Here is a 24,871-nt window from a genome sequence, read left to right as displayed (position 1 = left end):
TAAATTAAAAATGTTAGAGTTTTATTGTAACCACCAAGGTTTGGAATTGATATTATCTGTTCCTCCATATTGAGCTGCTAATGCGGCTTTCAGGTTTACACTGTTGTAGTTATACTCACTTTGAGGATATCGGAATCGTAAAGGTGCAGCGACCCCAGTTTGTAAAGGATAATTGGGATAGCCGGTTCTCAGATAATCATAATAAGATGTCCATTGTGACTGGTGGAACATCGTCATGTACTTCTGGGTCATAATTCTTTCCAGTTGGCTGGATAACGATGCGGAATTATCATATGCCACTAAAGGAGTAGCTAAATAATTATTCACATTAAATCCTGAAAAATAAAGATTTGGATTTTTTACATATGTCTGATAAAAACTGAAACTTGCTTTAATCCCATTGTCATAATGTGTTTTTGCAGATCCTGAAATCCAGCCTCTTGCAGTGGCCTCTGCCAGAATAAATTCCAGCTCGGAATAACTCAATACCGAAGAAGGTTCATTCGTCGGATCTTTATAAAACCGATCATTGATTTTGGAGATATTTTTTGCAGCCACTAATGCAGCATTATCAGAATAGGGGGAAACAGGATTTCCTCCATTATATCCTGTAAAATCAGTAATAGGTTTTCCTGCCTCTTTTGCTGCGGTAGTTTGGGCAGCAAATGTGAATAGTCTTGGATCCTGTCTGTTTTTAAAGAAATTAATAAAATAATCGGCCATATACAAACTTGAACCGTAACCACTGTTATTAAACATTGTGTATCTGCTGTCAGCGGCATCTGCAAATTTAAGCTCTCCATTATCCGTAATAGAAGACATCAAAGGCTGGCTTCCTGCAATAGAGGCAAATTCTGTGGCAATATTATAATTCCCTACAGTAGTTTTTTTAGAAAGGGTAATTAAAATCTTAAGACGAAAAGAGTTAATCAGTTTTTTCCACTTCGTTGCATCTCCCTGATAAATAATATCACCTTCTATCTTATCGTTGCTGTTAATAAGGTCATTGGCCTCTTTTAATTCTGTTAATATTCCGGACATTACGGCTTCCTGACTATCATATTTAGGCTGGGTAATTCCAGACTCTCCTTTTACTGCTTCAGAATAAGGGATGCTTCCGGACTTTAAACTTAAGTTGAAAAAATAATAAGCCCTGAAAAATTTACCGATCGCGATATAATTTTTATTATTGATTCTCTCAGCCTCCTGCATCATTTTAACCGTATTAAGAAGACCATTGGAATAGACCTCAAAAGATGAGTCGTTCCATTTCATGTATTGATAAACATTTTCTCCGTCTATTCCGATCATCATCCTTGAAGCATACATATTATCACCATTTACCTGGAAAGCAGACTGTGAAACGTAAGTTAAAAGAGATTTAGGATCAATAGTAGCCTGATCATTTGGATTTTCATTGATTTTATCAAGGTTGCTTTCGCATGATGTAAGGGCGAATGCTCCTATAACAATTAATGATTTTATAATATTTTTCATTTTGACTGAAATGTTATTTAATTAAAATTTAAGGTTAAATCCAACTCCAAACCATCTGCTCGATGGATCCTGGATATCATTTCCTGTTTTTATCTGGAAATCAGGGTCAGAGTATAGATTTTTGGATTTTTTCCACATTGCAAGATTATATCCGGATATATTTACCGTGAAGTTTTTTACAAATCCTTTTGGATTAAGCAAATAAGAGAAGTCGTATTCCAGAACCACAGATCTAAGCTTTATAAAGGTCCTGTCAAAGACATTGGCGAATTCTTCACTTTCATCCTGTGTCACCCTTGCCTGATACGGATAGTTTTGTGCCCAGTCCTGAAAACTGATAGGTTTTGTGTGCGGAGTATAAGTGCCGGTAGCTGCATTATAATTTACACCGTCAGGAATAAAATAATAAGTTCCCGGATTTGCATATTCCTGGTCTCTGTAAGCTACAGAATTCGGATGTTTTCCTCCCCACCACATTTTCTCAACCACCTGAGATCTCATTACTCCGCCTATACTTCCGTCAATACCGATATTTAAACTCAGTTTTTTGTATTTGAATGTGTTATTAAAGCCGAACGTCCAATCCGGATTGAAATGTCCTAAATTCGTAGGAGTGGTTGCTTTAGTTGGCATTCCTGTTTCTGCATTCAGGATTACTTTTCCATCCGGAGACTTTTGCCATGTATAGTCATAGTAAGAATCCATTCTTTCACCTAGCTTAATGTTGTTATAGTTAGGCATGTTGTCATAAATAGATGTTAGTTTTTGTTCATACTTACTCCAGTTGATCAAAGATTTCCACATAAAATCTTTTGTCTTTACAGGTATCAGCCCTAAAGAGATTTCAACTCCTTTTGTAGTATATTCATTACCATTTACATATTGAGATTTGAAACCTGAAGATTCAGCACTCGGAAATTGTAGGATATTATTGTAATCCAAAGTTCTGAAATATGTTGCATCCAGTGTTATTCTATTTTTAAATAATCCGGCACTAAGGCCTAGTTCATAAGATTTAGTCTGTTCAGGCTTTAGTGAGTTTTCATAATTTAAAGTTGTAGGATAATAATTGGTTGGATTACCATTAAAAGTAATTCCATTGTTATTCATATAATAGTTTCTGATCGAGTAGGGCTGGAAATCGTAAGCCACTTTCGCCCAGGAAGCAGATAATTTCAGAAGGTTAATGGCTTCAGGCATTTTTACAAGATTCGAAATCACAGCGCTTAATGATGCAGAAGGATAAAAATAAGACCTGTTCGCTTTTGGTAATGTAGAAGACCAGTCATTACGTCCGGAAACATTGATGAAAAAGGCATTATACAATCCAATATCTACAGTTGCATATGTACTGTAAATCAATTTTTCTTTGAGGTAATCATAATACTTTATAGCTCCGATGGAATTTGATAATTCGTACAGTTCAGGAATCTTCAAACCGTCTGTTGAGGCATTATCTACATTATTTTTATAATAGAATGTGGATGCCCCGGCATTGATGGCAAAATCGAAATTTTCAGAGATCTTTTTCTTATAAGTTGCTAAAACATCAGAGTTGAGGTTCCAGGTTTTGGTGTCGTTCAGAATGTATCCGCCACTTCGTGGAGCACTGTAATTGAAATATGAATAAGGACTTAATATTTCCTGTTTATTGTGGTTTTCAACAATAGATATCTTACCTTTAATTGAGAAATCTTCCGTTGCCTTATACTCTAAACCTGTCTGTGCGTTAATAACATTGGTCCTGTTTCTGTTCTTGTAATAGTTGGCTCCAAACCACGGGTTATTATACCATGCGTAATTCCAGTTGGCTTGTAAAGTCCCTTCCTTTCCGGGCACCCACATGTGGTTTTTCAAATCCCTTCCGTCTACGTCACCTCCCATCCAGATAAGAATAGTGTACATATGGCCACTTGGGTTATAATCGTAATTGGGAATGTTTGGGGTAAAAGTCTGGGTGAAATTAAATTTGGTATCAAAGATTAATTTGTCCGTCAGGTGGTTTTCTGAAGAGAAGTTGATCCCATAACGCTGTAAATAAGCTTCGGGAATTCTGTCGTCATAGTTCATGAAGTTCCCGGAAAGCCTGTAAATATCTTTATTATTTTTATAGCTTACGGAAAAGCTGTTGTTGTTTATGACAGCTGGCTTTAGAAATGTTTTTAAATTATCATGATATTCCCAATCAATAGGAACCCTTTCATATCTTGATTTATCATTGTACTGACTTCCTGCAACGGTTCCATACCACGGAATGACCTGCCCTGTAACTTTGTCCCTGATCGGACTGTTCCATTGCGCTATTTTTAGTCCGGGAACAAATTTCGGACCCCAGATCATGTCTCCGTCATTCACTCCTCCGTCTGCTCCATCCCAGAATTCATACTTTCCGTGAGAGCCGTTTCCATATTGAGTCTGGGTCTTCGGAAGATTGGTAAACCCGGAAGTAATCATTGTGTTTTGAGAAAACTCTACTGTAAATCCTTTCTTTTTAGCACTTTTGGTAGTGATAAGAACGGCTCCGTATCTACCTCTGGAACCATATAATGCAGAAGCTGTTGCTCCTTTTAATACGTTAATATTGTCAATATTGTTAGGATCCAGATTCTGAAATACTTCCTTTTCTACAATAACCCCATCTATAACAAATACCAGATTGGAATTTCCTCTTAATGTAAATTGAGGTGCCTGCTGCATTCCCGTAGGATTGGAAACATTCAATCCTGCAACCTGGCCGGAGAATAAATTTCCGATACTCGGAGTGGTGATGGACTCAAATTGTTTTGTCCCCACTTCCTGTGTGGAATAGCCAATTTTTTCTTTCTTTTTGGCAATCCCTAAGGCAGTGATCACAACGCCTTCGATTTGTTTTTCATTTACTTTTTTTAGAACAATGGAATATTGTCTTCTCGAAGAAACTTCTATAGTGTAGGATGAATAATCAGGTGAGAAAAACTCCAGAATATCTTTTGGATTTGCTGAAATGGTGAAATTTCCATTTTCATCTGTAATAGCTGTTTTCCCAGTGTTTTTATCGGTGATGTTAACACCGGAGACTGTATTGCCGTTTTCGGATTTTACATTTCCGGAAATGTTGACTTCTTGAGCAGTTAGGTATAGGGGGAGCAAAAAAATTGCAAAAGTAGCTAAAGTCTTCTTCATTTTTTTGAGGACAAATTTAGCGCTGCATTGTTACCTATATCTTAATGATATATTAAGATAAAAATATCATTTGCTGATCTGTATCAAGAAAAGTTAATGTAATTATAAAACAGAAAGCCCATATATATCACTTTTTTACTTTACTATAAATGGTTGTTTTTTTAAATAATAAAAGCATTTTTCATTAAAATCTGCTTAAGATCCCCCAGTGAATTTTAATGTCGTTAAACTTGAATGGATTTCCGAACTCATTACCGTTTGAAATCTGGAAGCTCATGAGCCCTATCGGAATAAAGAAATTAAATCCTAACCCAATACTGTATAGCTTGGGTTTTACATTTAAGGATTTGTTGTTAAGCTGCCCATATTGTCCAAAGAAATCAAAAAATGCCTGGCTTCCGATCAGATAGCGGTATTCTAACCCGGCATAATAGTAAAAATCAGCGGCAAGGGATTTTTCATTAAACCCACGCATGGAATTCCATCCTCCAAAACGATACAATTCGTTGGCTGAAAATTCTATTTTTGAATCCATCATGGCGCCCTCTGCCTTTATGTTGAGGAAGTGATTGCCTGAAATGTGATAATTATGTTCCCCGAAAAAATAGAACTGATTTTGGTTGGCTTTAATATTATCTTTAGTATATGTTGTCGTAAGGAAATCGTAACCGGCGTTTATTTTTGTTTTGTAGAGAAAAAGATCGATGTCAGTAGGCTCTGTCATATCAAGCCATACTCCGATCCCTTTTTTGTTGTAATCTTTTCCCTGAACATATAAAGTGTCGATAATACTTGATGTTTCAAAAGTTCCTCTGAGACCTACTTTATACCTGTTGTTGATGTGATAGTATAATGCAGGCAGTAATTTTACATTCGCAAATGTTGAATCCTGCCGGAAGATATTGACCTTCATATTGAGGCCGACATTCGATTTAAAGAGATACGGAATATCTGTTTGTAAGTCAAAAGTTTGTCCTTTGTCAGGATTTCGCTGCCAATATAAATTGATCGTTTCAAAACCATTGAACATATTCCTGAAGTTCACATTCAATGTTCCGTTCAATGTGAATTTGTCCGTTTTATCATTCCCGAAACCAATAACCCCATCAAACGTATTGGTTTTTTTCTTTTCCATGAACAAGTAGATCTGGGTGGAATCTTTTGTAAAGAGCGTTTGAGGAGGACGTTCCAGTGAAACAAACGGATGACTCTGAAAATTTTTATTAATGGCAATCAGATTTTTATCATCATAGGTTTTTCCTTTAAAATCTTTTTCAAGGTTTTTGATAAATCGCTTAGGAACTCTTTCATATCCTTTTACAACAAAACCATCGATCGTTCTTTTATCATTCTTGTTGATTTCAAGTTCAACCATTGGATAGCCGTTCTTCTGGCCTTTGTATTTGGACTTGAGCCGGCTGAATGAATACCCGTCATCAACGTACCTTTTATTAATGCTCTTTTTGGTTGAATCTAAATTTTTAGTAAAAAAATCTTTTTTGATCTTCAGTTTACCTACAATTGAATCTGAGATACTGACATATGTTTCATTGAAGTTTTTTCCTTTATCATAAATGATCTCCGTACTATCCCCTTTTACTTTCACCTCCTTAAGCTGGGTGAAAAAATAGTTGTTCTGAGCCAGAGAGTCAAGGAATTTTACTGCCGAAGCGGAATCTTTTACTTTTTTTGTTTGTTTGGTTTGGCTATCTGTAAGCCAATAGACTTTTTTTTGCGCCTGAACAAAAACGCAAAACAATACAAAAAATATTTTCAGAAATAACTTCAATACTCCATTTATTTAAACCATTCAGAAATCCGGTGAAGTGAAAATTGCCGCTCAATCACAATTTTGCAAATTATAGATTTAACGATTTTATTATTTTTCCTTTCCTCACTCAATACTAACCGGAATTAATCCAGTTTATTGTATTTTTTCATTAAATTTTCATAAGTTCCCTGTGGAAGAATCCATTTCAAAGGAACTCCTATTTTCTGGCCGAATTTTCCAAAATAATAATGGGTTTTCCACTTATTTTTTGTCAGAAGGTTTTCAATATATTCTGCGACTTCTGATGGTTCTGTTCCGTCACCGACATGAGAATTCATCAATGCATACACTTTATCGAAGACACTTTTATAAGGTTCGGAAACTTTAGTTCTTACCCTGTTTTCTGCAATATTGGTTTTGATGTCTCCTAAATGGAGAGAGCATACATCGATATTCCAGGGATATACCTCATAACGCATTGCCTCAGTAACCTTATCCAAAGCCGATTTCGAAGCCGAGTAAAATCCTCTGAATGGCAGTCCCATTTCACTTCCGATACTCGATATATTAATGATTTTTCCGAATTTGTGTTTACGCATTACAGGCATTACTGCACTCATCATCTGAACAGAGCCTACCAGGTTAAGGTTGAACAGCTTCAGGATATCTTCTTTCGAAGAATCTTCTACAGCTCCTACCATTCCCATCCCGGCATTATTGATCAGCACATCAATTCTTGTTTCTGTTTTTAAGATTTCAGTTATGGCATTGCCCACTGCTGTGTTATCTGTAATATCGGTAGGAATAGACTTGAAATATTGACTTTCAGTATGTTTTCTGCTCAATCCATATACATGATGTCCTTTCTTTCCCAGATATTCTGCTAAAACGAAACCAATTCCTGATGAAGTTCCGGTGATGATAATGGTCATTTCTTTTTATTGCTTTTAGAATTGTTGTTATTCATATTTTCCGGCTACTGATTATTGACAAGTTTTTTATATTCCTCATCAGACAGCACCGGACTCGTATTTTCAGCAAATGTAAAAAAAGAATAATGAACTCTGTAACTTATTCTTCCTGAAAATACAGAAAGATAAGTACCAATATGTAGATAGATTGATAAACACTTTTGTTACAGGGATAAAACTTAAAATAAACTTAACCTTAATGATGTAGGGAATACGTAATTAATGTTTATTTTATCAATATTTATTTGATATGTAGTGTTTTATGTGCGGGTTTTAACCGATTGAAAAACTATTTCTTAATAGAAATATAAAAAAATGTTAATAACCCTAAGGAGTATGCTGTTCTAATTTTGCATCCGAAATCAAAAGCATGAAATGACTGTACTGAAAACTCCTGTCTCGGTGGCCTATTTAACAGGCCGCGGACTACTAATCGGCGCACTGTGTATGTCTCCGGTGTTGCTATCTCAGAAAAAAGACAGCTTAAAAGAAAAATCAATCGATGAGGTCGTCGTCGTAGGATACGGAACACAGAAAAAGAGTAAAGTATCCGGTGCTGTTTCCGAAGCTTCATTAGATAAGCTCACTTCAAGATCACTATCCGGCATCGGTGAGGTCCTTCAGGGAAAAGCTCCGGGAGTAACCGTTGTTAACGAGGGTGGAGATCCAAACGGCTCCCCGAAGGTAAATATCCGTGGTTTAGGAGGAATCAACGGTGAAACCCCACTTTATGTGGTGGATGGTGTGGTGTTTAACGGAACTCCGGCTATTAACCCTAATGACATTCAGGATATATCTGTACTTAAAGATGCTTCTGCAGCTATTTACGGAGCAAGATCCTCCGGAGGAGTAATTCTTATAACCACAAAAAGGGGGAAGAAAGGATTGCTGACTGTAGATTTTGATGTGAAGTATGGTGTTAATAAAGCGTGGAGGTTGAAAGAATCATTAAATGCTGCTGAATTTCAGGATGTGATGCGTCAGGCCTTTGAGAATGCAGGTAAACTAAGCAGTTTACCTTTGGCATTTAATGCGGATAAATATCCGGATGGAAGAGTAACAAGGACCGACTGGATGAAAGAAATTTTTCGTACGGGAACGATCCAGGAATATAATCTTAACGTAAGTGGGGGAAGTGAAAAATCCCGTTTTTTTGTTGGGATGAACCATAGGAATCTGGAAGGAATATTATTGAATACCCAGGCAAAACGATATAATTTCAGAGTTAATTCTGAGCATAAGATCAAGGATTGGTTAACCATCGGAGAAAATATGTATTATAATTACTCAGATGGAAATACCGCGGATACCAAAAGTGGATATACAGGGGCATTGGTAGCCGCGATGTATTATCCGCCAAATGTTCCTGTATATACTCCGACGGGAGCCTTTTCAGGATTACCAATTGATGTGGCTGGAGGTTACGGAGATATGATCAATCCGGTAGCCTATCTGCAAAGAATCAGCATAAGAAATCCTACCCATGAAATTCTCATCAATCCTTATGCTGAGGTTACTTTAGCTAAAGATCTTAAGTTCCGGTCGAATTTTTCTCAGACATTTAAAATAGGGACCATTAAGAATTTTACGTACAGAGTTTTGGAAGTAGGAAAAATTTTCGATACCAACAATCTTGAGTATCAGTCCAACAACTCTTCGACAGCCCTTGCAGAACAGCTTCTTACGTATAAAATAGCTCTTGACAAGCATAATTTTGATTTTCTGGGTGGTTTTACATTTCAGAAAACAATTGATGAAGGTTTCCTGGCGAAAGCCTATGATTTCCGAAGCGAAGTAGAAGTTTTTCAACACCTTCAGAATGCTGCAGATACCAATAAAGATGTTTCCAGTTATAAATACCAGCAATCCCTGGTATCCTATCTTGCCAGGATCAATTATGACTATGCCGGTAAATATGTGATCAGTGTATTGGGAAGAAGGGATGGATCATCCTTAGTTGCGAAGCAAAACCGATTTGCCAATTATTATGCTCTTTCAGGAGCCTGGGTAATGTCCAGGGAAAATTTTCTACAAGACATTTCCTGGCTCTCAAGCTTAAAATTAAGAGGCAGCTACGGGATACTGGGAAATCTAGGAGGGATTTCACCTCAGGCTGTTAATCCTTTAATGATCAGGGATAATAATGTAATTTTCGGGCAGGACCCTTCTCAAAACATTGCATATTATGCTACTACCAGACCCAATCCGAATTTGAAGTGGGGAAAATCGGAACAGACGAATTTTGGATTGGATGCTTCTTTCCTTAAAAACAGCCTTTCTTTACAGTTTGATTATTTCGTCAAAAATTCCAAAGACCAGATATTCAATGTAAGTTTACCAAGTACTGCTACCTATAATAATCAATATGTAAATGCTGGTTTATTTCAGGATAAAGGTTATGAGTTGGGAATTAATTATAACAGCAGAAGTACAGGAGACTTTTCCTATTCAATAGGAGCAACATTCAGTCAACTAAAAAATACGGTGAAGCAGCTGGCCGATGTTAATGAGATTTTTATTAACAGCAATGGAGTGCGTGGAGTACTGAAACCCACCCGTATAAGGGTAGGAGAGTCTTTGTATTCCTACTACGGATACAAAACCGGAGGCATTTTCCAAACACAGGAAGAGATCAATAATTATAAGGATGCGAACGGAAATCTCATCCAGCCCAATGCTAAGCCGGGAGACATCAAGTTCCTGAAAAAAGAAGGAAATACAGGAGTGCTGAATAATGATGATTTTGTAAATCTCGGAAATCCCTATCCCAAGTTTTCGTACGGACTTTCCTATAATATGACCTGGAAAAATTTTGACCTCAATGTATTTTTTCAGGGAGTGTACGGGAATAAAATTTTCAACGGACTGAAGTTTATTTCATTAAATCCGGGAGGAACAGGACAGAACTACAATATGGACAGGGAAATTCTTAACGCATGGACACCACAAAATACAAATACCGATATACCTAGACTCGTTCAGGGAGATCCAAGCGGGAATTACTCTAAAGTATCGGATTTCTACGTAGAAAATGGGTCCTACTTAAGACTGAAAAACCTTACCATCGGTTATTCTTTGCCTAAAGAATTGTATGGAAAGCTTGATGTGACAAAGCTGAGAATTTATATAACAACAAATAATTTGTTTACCATCACCAAATATACAGGCTTTGATCCGGAAGTGGGAATGGATACTTATGGAGTGGATACCGGAAGATATCCTCAGGCTCGCTCATTTATTTTCGGGGTGGAAATAGGATTGTAATTTTTTAACACTAAAAAAAGAAAAGATGAAATTTTTAAAAAATATATTTTGGATATCAGGGATTGCAGTCGTGCTTTCATCCTGTACAAACGAGTTAGATGTTCAGCCGGAAGGTACACCTACCGAGGCGAGTTTTTGGAAAACAGAGAATGACCTGATCACGGGAGCTAATGCTATGTATAAGCCTTTGTCCGATAGTGAGTTTTATGGGAGAGGTTTATTCTGGTTCATTAATGCCAGCGATGATATGGTTACAGGACGATCAAAAAGTGAAGCCGATAATGCAAAGAATTTCAGCAGTAATTATATTGCTGCAGGTGATCTAGAAACTCAGTGGAATAAAAGATATAATGTAATAGGTGTTGCAAACCGTGTCATTCGGAACATCGATAATATTCAGACTACAGCTGCGGTAAAAAATAAATATCTGGGAGAGGCTTTATTTATGAGCAGCCGGATGTATTTTGAATTGGCATATAACTATGGAAATGACAAAGCTGGAGTTCCTATTATCGATAGAAATAAAGAAGCCGATCCTAATCCGATACCGAGAGCGGCCAATGTAATGGAGAACTACAATTATATTGTAACCGATCTTAAGAGGGCCGCAGAATTATTGCCTGCACAGGAAGAACTGCTGGCAAAAGACTTCGGAAGACCACACAAGGTGGCTGCATGGGCACTTCTGGCGAAAGTGTATTTATTTATGAAAGACTGGCAAAATGCTGCATTTTGGGCGAATGAAGTAATGACAAAAGGAAACAGAAATCTACTGAATAATTACGCTGATGTTTTCAAAGCTGAAAATAATTATAGCTCGGAATATATCTGGTCTATACCGAGTACCCCTAAATTTAATTCGGTAGGTAGTATTCTTCCGGGCGTTATGCTTGAAAATAAAGGATGGGGATTGTATAATGGTTGGGGATATTTTCAACCTACCAAAGAATTATATGATGAATATGAAGCCGGAGATCTAAGAAGAAGTGCAACAATTCTGAAATTGGGAGATCAGTTCACGTTTAACGGAAGTGTAAGAACATATGCTTCTATCAATTCCCTTACAGGATATCAGTTTAATAAATATATGGACGCATTTAAGTACGCATTAAACAGTGGGCATGTAAGCGCTAATGGAGATTATCCGTGTACCGACCTTGCTGTTCCGATTATGCGTTATGCTGAAGTTATTCTGATCAAAGCAGAAGCAAAAATTATGATGGGACAGAATGCGGATCAGGAAATTAATATGATCCGTAACCGTGCAGGATTAGCCTCGAAAAACGGATGCACATTGGCTGACCTGAAGCACGAAAGACGTTGCGAATTGGCAGGTGAATGGGCTGACAGGCACCGGGATCTTGTGCGTTGGGGGGATGCTCAAAGTACTTATGCACAGCCTTTACATGGAATTAATGGACAGGTAGTATGGGCTGCCAGAAATTTCAATCCTTCGGTTCATAATGTGTGGGCAGTGCCACAGGTTGAAATAGTGAACAGTCACGGGATCATCAAACAAAACCAAGGCTGGTAAAACTTTAGCTAATAATGATAAACTATACCATTGCTGAAACTATCCAGTGGTATAGTTTAAACTTTTATTTTTTATGGTCATCATTGGTTTCAGATTGAAACGAAGGGATATTGAATTTTTTATCTTGATAAAGATGAACAATGCAAAAATAGAAATCACAATTGAACAGATTGCCTTTTTGCTTTCAGTCTCTAAACCCTTTAAACAGGTCTTTTTAAAATATTATGAAACAAATAAAAATATGGGCTTTGTTAGCCACCGCCATTTTTTCACAAAATCAGGCGCAGAATTATCTGAACTATACTGTAAGCAATGCGCACTCACATAATGATTATGAACAGAAAGTACCATTCTGGGAGGCATATTATGCAAACTTCGGTTCTGTTGAAGCAGATGTTTTTCTTGTTAATGGCAAGCTGTGGGTAGCCCATACAGAAAAAGAATTATCTCCTGACAGGACATTGGAAAGCCTCTACCTGGACAATATTTCAAAACAAATCAAACTCAATAAAGGAACGATTTATCCGGATTCTTCTAAAAAACTACAATTGCTTATTGATATTAAGCAAGATTATAAAACCAGTCTCAATGCTTTGTCAGCAACGTTGAAAAAATATCCTGAGATTACGGGTAATTCCGGGGTCAAAATCGTAATAACCGGTAACAGGCCTCAGCCTGCTGATTTCAAAAATTATCCGGATTATCTTTTTTTTGATGGGGATCTTGATAAAAAATATACTCCTGACGAGCTTGGAAGAGTAGGACTATTCAGTGCAGATTTGCAGGGGCTGGTAAAGTGGAATGGAAAGGGAATCCCAAGAGATGAAGAAACCGAAAATATAAAAAAGGCAGTGGAGGTTGCTCATGCCCGGCAAAAGCCAGTACGTTTTTACGGAGCTCCGGATTTCCCTAATGCATGGGTGAATTTTATAGATTTGGGAGTGGATTACATCAATACCGATCACATTCCCGATCTGAAAAAATTTCTCAATACCATTCCTAGGAATTTTTATAAAAATACCAAAGAATACACTACATATGCACCTACCTACAAAACGGATGGAGTGGTTAAGAATGTTAAAAATGTGATTCTTTTAATTCCGGATGGTACCTCTTTGCCCCAGTATTATGCTGCCTTTACAGCGAATAAAGGAAAGTTAAATGTATTTAATATCAAGGCTACCGGATTGTCTAAGACCAATTCGTCCAATGCTTATATTACGGATTCTGCTCCGGGGTCAACAGCATTTGCTACGGGAGTGAAGACGAAGAATACCTTCGTTGGAGTTGATGAAAGAGGAAATTCTATTGCACAAATTCCGGATATCATTGCTGGCCAGGGAAAGGTTTCAGGATTAATTTCTACCGGAGACGTCACAGATGCTACACCCGCGGATTTTTATGCACATTCAGATAACAGAAATAGCTCGGAGCCAATCATGAAAGGCTTTGTGAATTCCAAAACCAAGATTCTGATTGGCGGTCCTACCAGTGGATTGACGCCGGATAATGTTTTGAAAATTAAAGAAGCAAAAATAGATACTTACCAGGATCTAAAATCTGTGAAGAAAATCAATAACCGAACATTGATAATTGATCCTCTGGCTTCAAAAAGAATAACCGAAGGAAGAGGAAATTGGTTAGCTGATGCCTTTGACCTTACCCTCAATGATCTAAAAGAAAATAAAAATGGATTTTTCATGATGGTTGAGGCATCCCAAACAGATGGCGGTGGACATAGTAATAATATTGAGCAGCTTGTTACAGAATTATTAGACTTCGATCATGTGGTAGGAAAAGCCATGAAGTTTGCGGATGAAAATAAAGAAACATTGGTGATTGTTGTAGGGGATCATGAAACCGGAGGACTGACACTTCTTGACGGAAGTCTTAAAGAAGGATGGATTTTCGGAAATTTCAGCACCAATGACCATACTTCCATTCCATCTACTGTATTTGCTTATGGCCCCAATTCTAAAGAATTTACAGGATTGTTTGAAAATACTGAGATCTTTAGTAAAATACTCAGCGCGTACGGAATAAAGAAGTAAAGCTTTTATTGGAATAATGTAATAATCATTAAAAAAGTCGCAGCCTTTAATCAATAAAGGCTGCGATTTTATTTTTCAGTTTTTTTAAGAAATCTAGTTGAAGTTAGTTTTAATAATCAATTCTGAGAGTTCCGCACTGACAAAATCTATTGGCATTATTCCGTAAGTTCCCTGTGGGCTGTTTTGAAATAAAGTTTTAAGTTTAGGATTAATAGTATTGGAAACTGTAGGAATACTGGGAATTCCAAATATTAAGGGTTTGTAACCACTTGTAAAATTAATAAAAAGTTTACTGCTGGTATCATTTTTAGCCTCATTGTAAAGAGCAGAAATCTTATTCCATTTATCATCATTATTACTTACCTGATAATAATCCTGAACTTTTAATGAAGCATTGGAATTATTGATTTCAAAGGTTGTATTATCTGCCCATGATGTAGCATCAATTCCTTTAGCTGTTTCTGCTGAAAACCTTCTTAGTAATTTTATTTTTCCTCTCACAGATCCTAAAGTAGGAATATGAGTTCCGAGGTCCCACCTTGAAGGGTTTTTCTGGATGTAAGAATCGAATGTTTTCTCAAAGGTTCTTGTTGTATTCGAAGCATTATATTCTTCTTTTACAGACATGATGATGGCCTCTGTAGGATGACTGTCTAAAAATGAGTAGCATGCATTAAGAACATCATCAAAATTTAAATTCTGATAAATAGCACCATGGTGGATAGCAAAAGAATTATCAATATGTCTGCAACGGACATCCAGAAAACGAACTCCTGCATTGAGTTGCTCGCTGATGGTAAGGTTTTGGGTCTTTGCCGTACCACTGTTCGAAGGAACCTCTCTCATTGCTCCTGAATCGTGAGTGCCGGGGATAGAAATTTTAGAAAGGGAAGTATTATCCTCTAATCCGGACATCCAGTTGCTGATACCAATAGTGGCCAGAGTAACTTTACCGGTATTCTTTGCCTGAATACTGAAGTTCTTATCATCAGAGTTCATAGCGGTTAGATTTTCTGAACATGAAGAAAGCATCGTTGAGGTAGCTGTAATACCGAGAAGGAGAATCGCAAGATGTCTCACATTAAATTTGGACATAGTTTAAATATTTTTATTTAAACCTAAAATAAGCATATATCTATTATAAGGGAGTTAAATGAATTTTAATAGATAATTAAGTTATGATGTTTAAATGTAGAAATTCTCCTAAAAGGCAAAAATTACAGAATTGCTGAAATTGCAAAAATCGTCTGTTTTCTAAATTAACTTGAGTATTGTATTGTCCATATAAACACAAAACGACGATCTGATGAAAGGACCGTCGTTTTGTGTTGTCGTTTGAAATATTCTTTACATTACGATATAAGAATTGTGGAAAGATCTTTCCAGAACATAGGATACGATTTATCAACCACATTTTCTTCCTCTATAGTAAGCTCTTTGATCAGGCAGAATGGAGCAAAACTCATGGCCATCCTATGATCCTGATAAGTTTTGATCGAAATATTTTCTTCCGGTTCTCCAAAACTCACTGATTTGATTGTGAAATCTGTAATTTCTGTTTCGGTTCCTATTTTTTTTAGTTCGTTATATAAAGCCTGTAATCTGTCTGTTTCCTTAACCCTTAAGGTTCCAAGACCTGAAATGGCGAAAGGAATTTTTAATGCAGCTGCCGTTACACAAAGAGTTTGCGCAATGTCGGGGCAGTCGTTCATATCCAGTTCAATTTTTTCCGGAAAAGAAAAGTAAGGGTCAGCCTTTAAAGTAATTTTATGTTCTTCTTCCGAAAAAGTCGTTGTAATTCCAAAGAACTTCTCATAGATGTTTGCTATTGCAGAATCTCCCTGAGTGGATTGTTTATAGAAGCTTTTCAGATGAATAGTTTTTCTTCCCAATGCACAGATAGAGTAGAAGTACGAAGCAGAGCTCCAGTCACTTTCTACTTCATAATGGATAACAGAAGATGGGTTTGTAAAAGGTTCTACTTTAATCACATTGCCTGTAAAAGTAGCTTTAATACCAAATCTGGTAATAATATCAAGCGTCATTTCTATATAAGATCTCGATGTGATATCGCCGACAAGATTGATCTCCAAGCCATTTTCCAGCTTCCCTGCAATAAGAAGTAAAGAAGTAATAAACTGGCTGGAAATATTGGCAGGAACATTTACCACAGATTGTGTGATCCTTTTACCTTTAATTTTTAAAGGAGGAAAACCTTCGTTCTCCATATATTCAATATCTGCTCCCAGATCACACAAAGCGTTGACCAGGTTTTTGATAGGCCTTTCTTTCATTCTTCCGGATCCGGTTAGGATAGTATCCCTGCCCTCGAGGATAGAAAAATATGAAGTAAGGAAACGCATGGCGGTTCCGGCATGATGAATGTCCACCACTTCAGAAATTTCTGATAAGGCTTTCGTAAGCATTTCTGTGTCCTGGGAATTGGAAAGATTTCCGATTTGTATGTTATTAAACAGGCTTTCCAAAATCAACAAACGATTCGAAATACTTTTCGAACCGCTGATTTGTATGGTTTGATCTCCTTCTAATTTTGATTTCTCTAACTTCATTGTTTCTATAGGTTTCAGATTTAAGTCATCAGATTTCAGACGGTTATTGTCTGTTATCATCAACGTAGTCTCTGTTTCAATTTTATTATTCTGATAAGACTCAGTCTTTTAAAAGCAGATGATAAGCTAAGTAGAGTCCTTTATATTATATCTGAAATCTTTACTTCAGTTTTTCATTATTCTGATGTCGGTCTTTATCGCGATCCGTTTTTAGCTTCATTTTTTTGTCGAAAGCTTCCTGTAGATTTACCCCTGTTTGATTGGCAAGGCATAAGGTTACAAAAAGGACATCCGCCAATTCTTCACCCAAATCTTTGCTTTTGTCACTTTCTTTTTCGCTTTGCTCACCATATCGCCTCGCGATAATTCTGGCCACTTCACCTACCTCCTCTGTCAACATTGCCATATTGGTAAGTTCATTAAAATAACGGACACCAATTGTTTTTATCCATTCATCAACCTGCTGTTGTAAATTCGTTATTTCCATTACTGATAAGCTCCAAGAGTTGGTTGGGTAGTTCTCGATACATTGGCTATATCTGTAGGAACCGTTGCGGCTACTGCAACATTTCCTTTATTTTTAGCCGGGGAGGTAGTCTTAACTCTTAAATTCTGATGAGCAATAAAATAATTGACAAATTGCGGGTCTTCATTTTTTAAACTCTGAATGACATTAGTATTGCTGTCAAAGTTAAAGCCGGCTTCCGAAGTGTTTGAATACTTTAGCAGGCAGTTTTGGAACTGAAAATTAAATAACTGTCCTGGAGTTTGTTCAAAATTAATTGAATTATCCCTGTCGGAATACACAATACTGTTTCTCACATTAAGTTGTAATGCACCTTGTTCTGTCTGCCCAGCATCATTTTTCCACTCATTGGTAGCAAAAATTCCGTTACGGTTGGAAGAAGAAAGCGTTTTCGAATAATTGGCTATGGTAGCGTGTGTATAGTTATGGTTTCCTCCTTTAAAAATACCTATTGCAGATTCCCCGCAGTTATTCATAACAAGATTTTTTCCATTCACTGTTGAATTTACAGCATATATACCATATTCCTGAAATGTATGAATAAATGAATTGCTGATTGTGGCATTCGTCTGCTTCATCTCCAGTCCTCTTGTTCCTCCGAAAAGTCTTCCGTAATTCATATTGAGGGTAGATCCTGCTTCCATACGGATTGAATTCCAGTTTTTAGGAATAGTATCATAGTACGGATCATTCCTGTCTCCCCGAAGAACAACCTCATTGTTCAAGGTTCCGTTTATATTTAATGTAGCACCTGTGCCTACTTTCATTCCGCTGTTTTTATGGAAATATACTTTAGTTCCGGGTTGAATATCCAGGGTAACATTCGGATTTATCGTAAGGTCACCATAAATAATCTTCGCTTTTGTGTTACTCCAGGTTGTATGATTACTGATCACATTAGGGTTGGTTGGAGTCTGGATAAAGAATTCAGCATCCTGAACCACAGAAAATAAAGTGACATGCTGTTGTCCCGCTGGACTTGTAAATATCACACGGTCTTCAGCAATAGCCTCCGGACCGGTAGCTTGTGGGGCAATTTCAACAAAAATATAAAGACTGTCTTTTTTTCTCAGGGGAACATATTTAAAATCGTATCCTGCCTTTCCGTCTACATTGATTTTATATAAAGAAGCTGCTCCTTTTTCAAGATTAATTCTGGGAATAGAAATATCTTTGTCTTCATTATTATATACTTTTACAACATAAGTTTCAGAGCGGACCTGGTGATAAACCGTATCACAAAACACAGTGTCCCTGGAAAATCTTAATTGCTGTGAAGGAGCATCAAAGCTGATATCATCTTTATTACATGATACCGCCATCAGAAGCATCCAGAAAGAAAAAGCCAGTAATAATTTGAATTTCATCGAAATTAAAGTTTAATATAGATTCCAAATTTAACGAAAATACTTTAAATTTCTTATTAAGAAAAAAATATTGGACTAGCTATTTGGATATTAGAAAAAATATTGTATTTTTGCAGCCTAAAATTAGCAGAGAAATATCCATTACTATTTCGAAAGCAAACTTTAATTTTTTTAAAAATTGTATTATGAAAAACGGAATTCACCCAGAAAATTATAGACTTGTTGTTTTCAAAGATATGAGTAACGACGAGGTGTTTCTTTGCAAGTCTACTGCAGAAACAAAAGACACTATCGAGTATGAAGGACAAGAGTACCCTTTGATCAAAATGGAAATCTCTTCTACTTCTCACCCTTTCTACACTGGTAAAGTAAAGTTAGTAGATACTGCTGGTAGAGTAGATAAATTTATGAACAAATACAAAAAATTCGCTAAGTAATTTTTTGACATTTAAAGATATTAAGGTCTTCCAAAATTTTGGAAGACTTTTTTTATGAGGTGAGATTCTTTTTAGGAGCTTTTTCCCGCTATCCACTCTTACTCCTCACGCCAGGGCAAATCCAATACTTGTTGCGGGGTATCCGTTTCTATCGGGGCTAGATTAATTAATAATAAATGATAATTGATAAATGATAGACAGTTGTCAATATTATAAATTAACAATCATATTTTTACAAAAGTCTACAAGGGTTCATGAAACAAATGCAAAAATCTGTATGAATCTGAGAAGATCAGAGATCTAAAATGTAATATATAGTAAGTAACTAATAATGCTCACTTTGATCATTAAAAAACAGATTTCCACCGAAATTGCAGCGGTCATTTATTAAAAGATAAGATCAGCATTTACGCTCGCACTTCATACCTCGGATCCCGCATCCCCGAAATACCTTTTCTGATTTCTCATATGTTTTTGTATTTTTGTTCTGAGTAGAAATAAGGAGCTCATATCCGGAAAACAACACCACAAGTACGGTATTACTTCCAGTTTCAAGCCTTTGATTTCTAACTTCTAACCTCTAACTTCTTAAAAATGCAATTAGTATTTTCAGATGCACAATATTGGGAAGACTTTCTTCCCCTTACTTTTACCCGCCCCATTGCAGAAATGCGTTGCGGAATCCTGACATTTTCAGAGAGATGGCAGAAATTATTGGAAAACTCTGAAATTTCCTATTTCACAGAAAATTACCTTCAGGAAAAATTTAAAAACCCGGAAGAAAAAGAAAGTCTTTTTCTCGTTACTAATTTTCTACCTACTGAGCAGGTCCTGCAACAAATAAAAGACCTTAAGCAAGGTGAAGCTTTAGTATACGAAGACGAATTGATTGCGGCAAAAATCAATATGAAGGGGTTTTCCCTGAATCAGATTGAAAAAATGACTGATATCAAAGAAGAACTTGTTTTCTTTAAAAAACCTAAAGACCTGTTTACCTATAATCATAAGGCGATTGATTTTGACTTTGATCTCCTTACCAAAGGAAGAACCTCTCAGGAACTTTCCTCCACCAATGGATTCTTAGGAGAGAAAAAAGATTTATTTATTGAAGAAGGGGCACAGATAGAATTCTCAACACTCAATACAAAAACCGGAAAGATTTATATCGGAAAGAATACGGAAATAATGGAAGGCTGCCATCTTCGTGGTCCTATTGTCCTTTGTGATGATTCTAAATTTAATCTGGGGGCAAAAATTTATGGAGCAACCACCATTGGACCTCAGTGTAAAATAGGAGGAGAGGTTAATAATATTATTGTATTCGGGTATTCCAGTAAAGGTCATGAAGGATTTGTCGGAAATTCGGTAATCGGGGAGTGGTGTAATTTTGGAGCGGATACCAATTCGTCAAATATGAAAAATAACTACGGAACAGTAAAATTCTGGAGCTACAGGACGAAGGCATTTGAAGATACAGGATTACAGTTTGCCGGGCTGATCATGGGAGATCATTCCAAGACAGCAATCAATACCCAGCTGAATACAGGAACTGTAATTGGTGTTGCTTCCAATATTTTTAAAGAAGGTTTTCCTCCTAATCTCATAGAGAATTTTTCCTGGGGTGGATTTAAGGGAGATGAACGATTTAAATTGGATAAAGCTTACGAAGTGGCAGAAAGAGCAATGGCCAGAAGAAAAGTGACTCTCACAGACGAAGATAAGAGGATTTTAAAATATATTTTTGACAGCTATTAACCCTGATTATAAAAAAACTTCATTTTTTTTGAAGTTTTTTTATTTTGTGATGTAATAGAATTTAATTTTTGATTGTCTTACTCATAGAAACAAAACTTATGACCCAAGAGACCTTTAAGAATACGGTGTTTATTCTCAAAAACGAGATGTATCGTTTTGCGAAGAGGTTTGTCATGAGCAGTGATGAAGCAGAAGATGTGGTGCAGGATCTTATGGTAAAGTTTTGGCAGAAAAGAGAAGAACTGGAGCAATTCGGAAATTTAAAATCCTATGCATTAAAATCCGTTCGGAATGAATGCCTTAACAGATTGAAGCATCATGATGTGAAGGCTGGTTTTGCAGATATGCAGATTCATCGGTCGGAACTTTACAGTATGGATATTAATAACCTTAAAGAACATATTATAGGATTTATTAATGAACTTCCTGAAAAACAAAAGATGGTTATCCATTTGAAAGATGTAGAGGAATATGAAGTATCTGAAATTTCAGAGATGCTGGAAATGGAGGAAAATGCAGTAAGAGTCAATCTTATGCGTGCAAGACAAAAAGTAAAAGAACAAATCTCACAACTGATGAATTATGAACAACGATCAATTTCAAGATAAGTACGACGAAATCTTCCGTGGTATGAAGGAAGAAAAGATGAATTGGGATTTTGAAGATTTTCTTCAAAAAGCAGAAGGTATAGATAATGATGATCATAAGATCATTCCTCTGGAAAAGAAAAAAACTTCTTTCCCCAAATGGTTCTGGATGGCTGCAAGTGTAGTATTGCTTGTAAGTGCAGGATTGATCTTCAATTACTACCAAAATGTTCCGGTAGCAGACCAGTCAAAATTGGTAGAAAACCAGATCAAGCAACAAAAGCAGGATTTCATTGAAGAAAATCATGAACCAGAACGACAGGTCGCTGTAAACAGTGCAGACAGTATTGCAGCAATAAAAAGTGATTCTGTCTTTCAGAGAAACACAGTTGCGGAAAAAGATGTTCTGGATGAGATTCTTCCTAAAAGAGGAAGACTGAAAAAAGAAGTAAGACCAAAATTTACAGATAATTCTTCTTATAGAAAATTGAATGTTGCTTCGAAAGATTCTACAGGCTACAATAACAATTATGTTATTGTAAACGGAAAAAGGATCGATAATGTTGAAGAGGCTATTAATGTGACTAAATATTCATTTCAAATATTTGCAAATAATGTTAGCGAAAAGTTAGTACAGCCAAAAGTAATGGATGATAACTATTAACAAAAAAAGAGACTACTCCCTGATCAGGTATTAATTATCAGCTTAAAATTAAAAATTGACTCATGAAAAAAATATTGATAATATTCGCACTTGCCTTCTCCCACTTCTTTACAGTATATGGGCAGGATGACAAATTCGATAAACTTTTTGAAAAATACCAGCAGGTAGAAGGTGTAACTTCTATTAAAATTGCAAAACCCATGTTTGGGATGCTTAGCAGCCTGAATATCGATGATTCTCAGCTGGATCAGATCAAACCATTATTGACAAAGATTAATGGATTAAAGATTCTGATTACAGAGAGCCCTGAAAACGTAAACTCTCCGGGAGGTAAAAAAATACAAAGTAATATCTCCCAGATCAATAAAGATATTTCTACCTATTTAAATAACCTGAACTATAGCGAAGTAATGAGCGTGAATAGTAAGGAAAACAAAATAAAATTTCTATCTTCAGGAGCAAAAGAAGGAATATTGGATGATGTCCTGTTGAGTATTGATAGTGGTGATGGCGGGAATGTTTTAGTAATGCTGGATGGGAAACTATCAATGGATGATCTCAGTAAGATTATAAAATCCAGTGAAACAAAAGTAAGCTCGAGTACCAATACTACACGAAGCAGCTTTACTTCAGAGAGTAGTACTTCATACCTGAATGGTGAAGCAAGAAATGTGGGTGAGTTCTCAGGAATTCAGGTGAGCACGGGAGTAAATCTCGTTTATAAGCAGGAAAGCCCGACAAGTGTAAAGGTTATTGCAGATGCGGATAAGCTTCAATATGTAATCACCAAAGTAGAGAATGGTATTTTAAAAGTTTATGTTGACAATAAGGGCGAACGAAATGTCAGATTTAAAAACTTAAGTGTAAATGTTTCTTCTCCAAGAATGAGTAGTGTGAAAGCATCTTCCGGAGCAAACTTTACAGCAGTAAATCCGGTAAAGGAGAACCGTATGGATATTGATGCTTCATCAGGATCTACAATCAAAGGAAAATTTAATGTTTCTGGTACCACAGACGTGAGTTCTACTTCAGGAGCCAGTATAAAAGTAAGTCTTAATACTTCGTCCGTCGTTGTTAAAGCTTCAAGTGGGTCAGATACCATACTTGAAGGGCAGGCAACTTCCGGAGTTATTGATATAAGCAGTGGTGCATCTTGTAAAGCAGAAAACTTAAGATTAAGTGAATTGGAAGTGGAATCTACATCCGGATCCAGTCTTACCATCAATGTAACGGATAAGCTTAAGGCTAAAGCATCTTCCGGAGGATCCATTAAATATAAAGGAAATCCGAGAATTGACTCCAATATCAGTAAGGTTTCCGGTGGAAGTCTGAGATCCATAAACTAAACCTGATGACCATGAAAAACTTACGAACCATTTTGCTTGCAGCTTGCACGGTATTTTTGCTTCAGTCTTGTGTAGTATCACACAAACCTAATATGGAATTCTTTTCGGACTCAGGCTATGATTTTAAAGGAGCAAAGTTTGAAAGCGTCAATGTACCCATGTTCCTGGCAAAACCTTTTATCAGAAAAGCATTAAAAGAAGAAGAGGATGGTGAGGCTACCGCTCAGTTGGTAAAGAAAATATCAAAAATAAAAGTATTGACGGTAGAAAACGGAGATCAGGAGATGTTAGCAGATTATGCAAGATATCTTAATAATAACAATTATGAAGACTGGGCGACCATAAAACATAATGGAGATAATGTAAATGTTCGTGTAAAGCAATCCGGGGAAACCATAAAAAATATGCTGATCACGGTAAATTCAGATAGAGAATTGGTATTCGTGGATGTAAAGGGGAATTTTACTCCGGATGATATTTCAAAATTCATTAATTCAGCTTCAGATAAATAATTTATTTTTAACAATAAATTATTTACATGGAAAAATTAATCAGAGAAGTGCGCATGCTGAAGATATATGCAGCATCGCTTACAGTAGCTTTTGTTTTGTTGTTTTTACTGGCTTTTAAAAGCAGTAATGACCATCAGAGGTTTGAGGAAATTGATGTTGAAAGAATTAATATTGTCGAAAAAGACGGAACACTCAAAATGGTAATCAGTAATAAAAAACGACAGCATCCAGGATTACTGAATAACAAACCTCTTAAAGCAAGAGAAAGGGAAGCCGGACTGATTTTCTTTAATTCTTTAGGTGATGAATGTGGAGGATTGGTATATGATGCCGATGAAAAAGGTTCAGGAATGGTATACTCTGTAGACCAGAGGAAAACGGATCAGATCATGCAACTTCAATATAGTGAAGGTATTGGGGCGGATAAAAAAAGATCATACGGACTCAAACTTTGGGACAGACCGGATGATTTCCCGCTCGAAAAAGTAATAAGGTTTGATGATTCTTTACAAAAGCTTAATGACCCAATAGCGCTGAAGAAAGCTTTTGCCAAATTGAAAGAAGAAGGAAAATTGGGGAGTGAGCGTTTTTTCGCCGGAAAAACAGCGAATGGCGATGTAGGACTTTTTATACGGGATGATAAAGGACGCATACGTCTTAAGATCTATGTAGATAAAAACAACCAGACGCATATAGAGAGTGTCGACGAAAAGGGACAGCTCACGGCTAAATAAAAAATATATTATATTTAGTTCATATAACTCATTTTATTTTGTACAAACCGCTTTTTATATAAGGGCGGTTTTTTGATTTAACTTATTGATTATTAATTTTTATTTAAACTATTAAAAAGGATT

At 36.4% G+C, this 24,871-nt stretch carries 18 protein-coding genes; 10 read left to right on the top strand and 8 right to left on the bottom strand.

What is annotated here, in order from left to right; translation table 11 throughout:
- Positions 1–21: 21 nt before the first annotated feature.
- From ACNFU2_RS12185 to ACNFU2_RS12170, 4 genes are all read right to left on the bottom strand, one after another.
- Positions 22–1,497, bottom strand: coding sequence for a SusD/RagB family nutrient-binding outer membrane lipoprotein (locus ACNFU2_RS12185; RefSeq protein ID WP_172280959.1), 1,476 nt, complete (start codon positions 1,495–1,497; stop codon positions 22–24).
- Between the two features lie 21 nt (positions 1,498–1,518).
- Positions 1,519–4,659, bottom strand: coding sequence for a SusC/RagA family TonB-linked outer membrane protein (locus ACNFU2_RS12180; RefSeq protein WP_306614865.1), 3,141 nt, complete (start codon positions 4,657–4,659; stop codon positions 1,519–1,521).
- A gap of 184 nt (positions 4,660–4,843) precedes the next feature.
- Complete coding sequence (locus ACNFU2_RS12175; RefSeq protein WP_418121878.1) at positions 4,844–6,448, bottom strand: hypothetical protein; 1,605 nt, start codon at positions 6,446–6,448, stop codon at positions 4,844–4,846.
- Between the two features lie 125 nt (positions 6,449–6,573).
- On the bottom strand, positions 6,574–7,362 hold the full coding sequence (locus ACNFU2_RS12170) for an SDR family oxidoreductase (RefSeq protein WP_418121876.1): 789 nt from the start codon (positions 7,360–7,362) through the stop codon (positions 6,574–6,576).
- Between the two features lie 414 nt (positions 7,363–7,776).
- Between ACNFU2_RS12170 and ACNFU2_RS12165 the strand changes: the two genes are divergently transcribed.
- The 3 genes from ACNFU2_RS12165 (at position 7,777) to ACNFU2_RS12155 (ending at position 14,250) form a co-directional block, all read left to right on the top strand.
- Positions 7,777–10,665 carry a SusC/RagA family TonB-linked outer membrane protein gene (locus ACNFU2_RS12165; protein ID WP_418121874.1) on the top strand — a complete coding sequence of 963 codons (2,889 nt, stop codon included), beginning with the start codon at positions 7,777–7,779 and terminating at the stop codon, positions 10,663–10,665.
- A gap of 25 nt (positions 10,666–10,690) precedes the next feature.
- On the top strand, positions 10,691–12,199 hold the full coding sequence (locus ACNFU2_RS12160) for a RagB/SusD family nutrient uptake outer membrane protein (RefSeq protein WP_345991626.1): 1,509 nt from the start codon (positions 10,691–10,693) through the stop codon (positions 12,197–12,199).
- Between the two features lie 224 nt (positions 12,200–12,423).
- Positions 12,424–14,250 (top strand): alkaline phosphatase, encoded by a 1,827-nt coding sequence (locus ACNFU2_RS12155; protein WP_418121871.1) that lies wholly within the window; start codon positions 12,424–12,426, stop codon positions 14,248–14,250.
- Positions 14,251–14,343: 93 nt separating this feature from the next.
- Here the strand turns inward: ACNFU2_RS12155 and ACNFU2_RS12150 are convergent, their stop codons facing one another.
- From ACNFU2_RS12150 to ACNFU2_RS12135, 4 genes are all read right to left on the bottom strand, one after another.
- Positions 14,344–15,345 (bottom strand): phosphatidylinositol-specific phospholipase C, encoded by a 1,002-nt coding sequence (locus tag ACNFU2_RS12150; protein ID WP_418121869.1) that lies wholly within the window; start codon positions 15,343–15,345, stop codon positions 14,344–14,346.
- Positions 15,346–15,602: 257 nt separating this feature from the next.
- Positions 15,603–16,820 carry a 3-phosphoshikimate 1-carboxyvinyltransferase gene (locus tag ACNFU2_RS12145; RefSeq protein WP_418121867.1) on the bottom strand — a complete coding sequence of 406 codons (1,218 nt, stop codon included), beginning with the start codon at positions 16,818–16,820 and terminating at the stop codon, positions 15,603–15,605.
- Between the two features lie 160 nt (positions 16,821–16,980).
- Entirely contained in the window at positions 16,981–17,307 is a 327-nt protein-coding gene (locus tag ACNFU2_RS12140; protein WP_172280945.1) for a nucleotide pyrophosphohydrolase, read from the bottom strand.
- A complete protein-coding gene (locus ACNFU2_RS12135) occupies positions 17,307–18,713 on the bottom strand; it encodes a hypothetical protein (protein WP_418121865.1) in 1,407 nt (468 codons plus the stop codon). The genes ACNFU2_RS12140 and ACNFU2_RS12135 overlap by 1 nt, the downstream gene beginning before the upstream one ends.
- A 185-nt stretch (positions 18,714–18,898) precedes the next feature.
- Between ACNFU2_RS12135 and ACNFU2_RS12130 the strand changes: the two genes are divergently transcribed.
- From ACNFU2_RS12130 to ACNFU2_RS12100, 7 genes are all read left to right on the top strand, one after another.
- Positions 18,899–19,150: a type B 50S ribosomal protein L31 gene (locus ACNFU2_RS12130; protein WP_002976190.1), complete on the top strand. Its 252-nt coding sequence runs from the start codon at positions 18,899–18,901 to the stop codon at positions 19,148–19,150.
- Positions 19,151–19,744: 594 nt separating this feature from the next.
- Complete coding sequence (locus ACNFU2_RS12125) at positions 19,745–20,905, top strand: GlmU family protein (RefSeq protein ID WP_418121862.1); 1,161 nt, start codon at positions 19,745–19,747, stop codon at positions 20,903–20,905.
- A gap of 98 nt (positions 20,906–21,003) precedes the next feature.
- The gene (locus ACNFU2_RS12120) at positions 21,004–21,513 is read left to right on the top strand and encodes an RNA polymerase sigma factor (protein WP_172280942.1); all 510 of its coding nucleotides are present in this window, start codon (positions 21,004–21,006) and stop codon (positions 21,511–21,513) included.
- Entirely contained in the window at positions 21,488–22,156 is a 669-nt protein-coding gene (locus tag ACNFU2_RS12115) for a hypothetical protein (RefSeq protein WP_418121860.1), read from the top strand. The genes ACNFU2_RS12120 and ACNFU2_RS12115 overlap by 26 nt, the downstream gene beginning before the upstream one ends.
- Positions 22,157–22,218: 62 nt before the next feature.
- Entirely contained in the window at positions 22,219–23,502 is a 1,284-nt protein-coding gene (locus ACNFU2_RS12110; RefSeq protein ID WP_345991640.1) for a DUF4252 domain-containing protein, read from the top strand.
- A gap of 11 nt (positions 23,503–23,513) precedes the next feature.
- Positions 23,514–24,014, top strand: coding sequence for a DUF4252 domain-containing protein (locus tag ACNFU2_RS12105; RefSeq protein WP_172280939.1), 501 nt, complete (start codon positions 23,514–23,516; stop codon positions 24,012–24,014).
- A gap of 26 nt (positions 24,015–24,040) precedes the next feature.
- Positions 24,041–24,748 carry a hypothetical protein gene (locus ACNFU2_RS12100; RefSeq protein WP_172280938.1) on the top strand — a complete coding sequence of 236 codons (708 nt, stop codon included), beginning with the start codon at positions 24,041–24,043 and terminating at the stop codon, positions 24,746–24,748.
- The last annotated feature ends 123 nt before the right edge of the window (positions 24,749–24,871 follow it).

Origin of the sequence: Chryseobacterium sp. PTM-20240506 (assembly GCF_048296755.1) — a bacterium.
Classification (GTDB): Bacteria; Bacteroidota; Bacteroidia; order Flavobacteriales; family Weeksellaceae; genus Chryseobacterium; species Chryseobacterium proteolyticum.
This window is presented reverse-complemented; position numbering and strand designations above follow the sequence as displayed.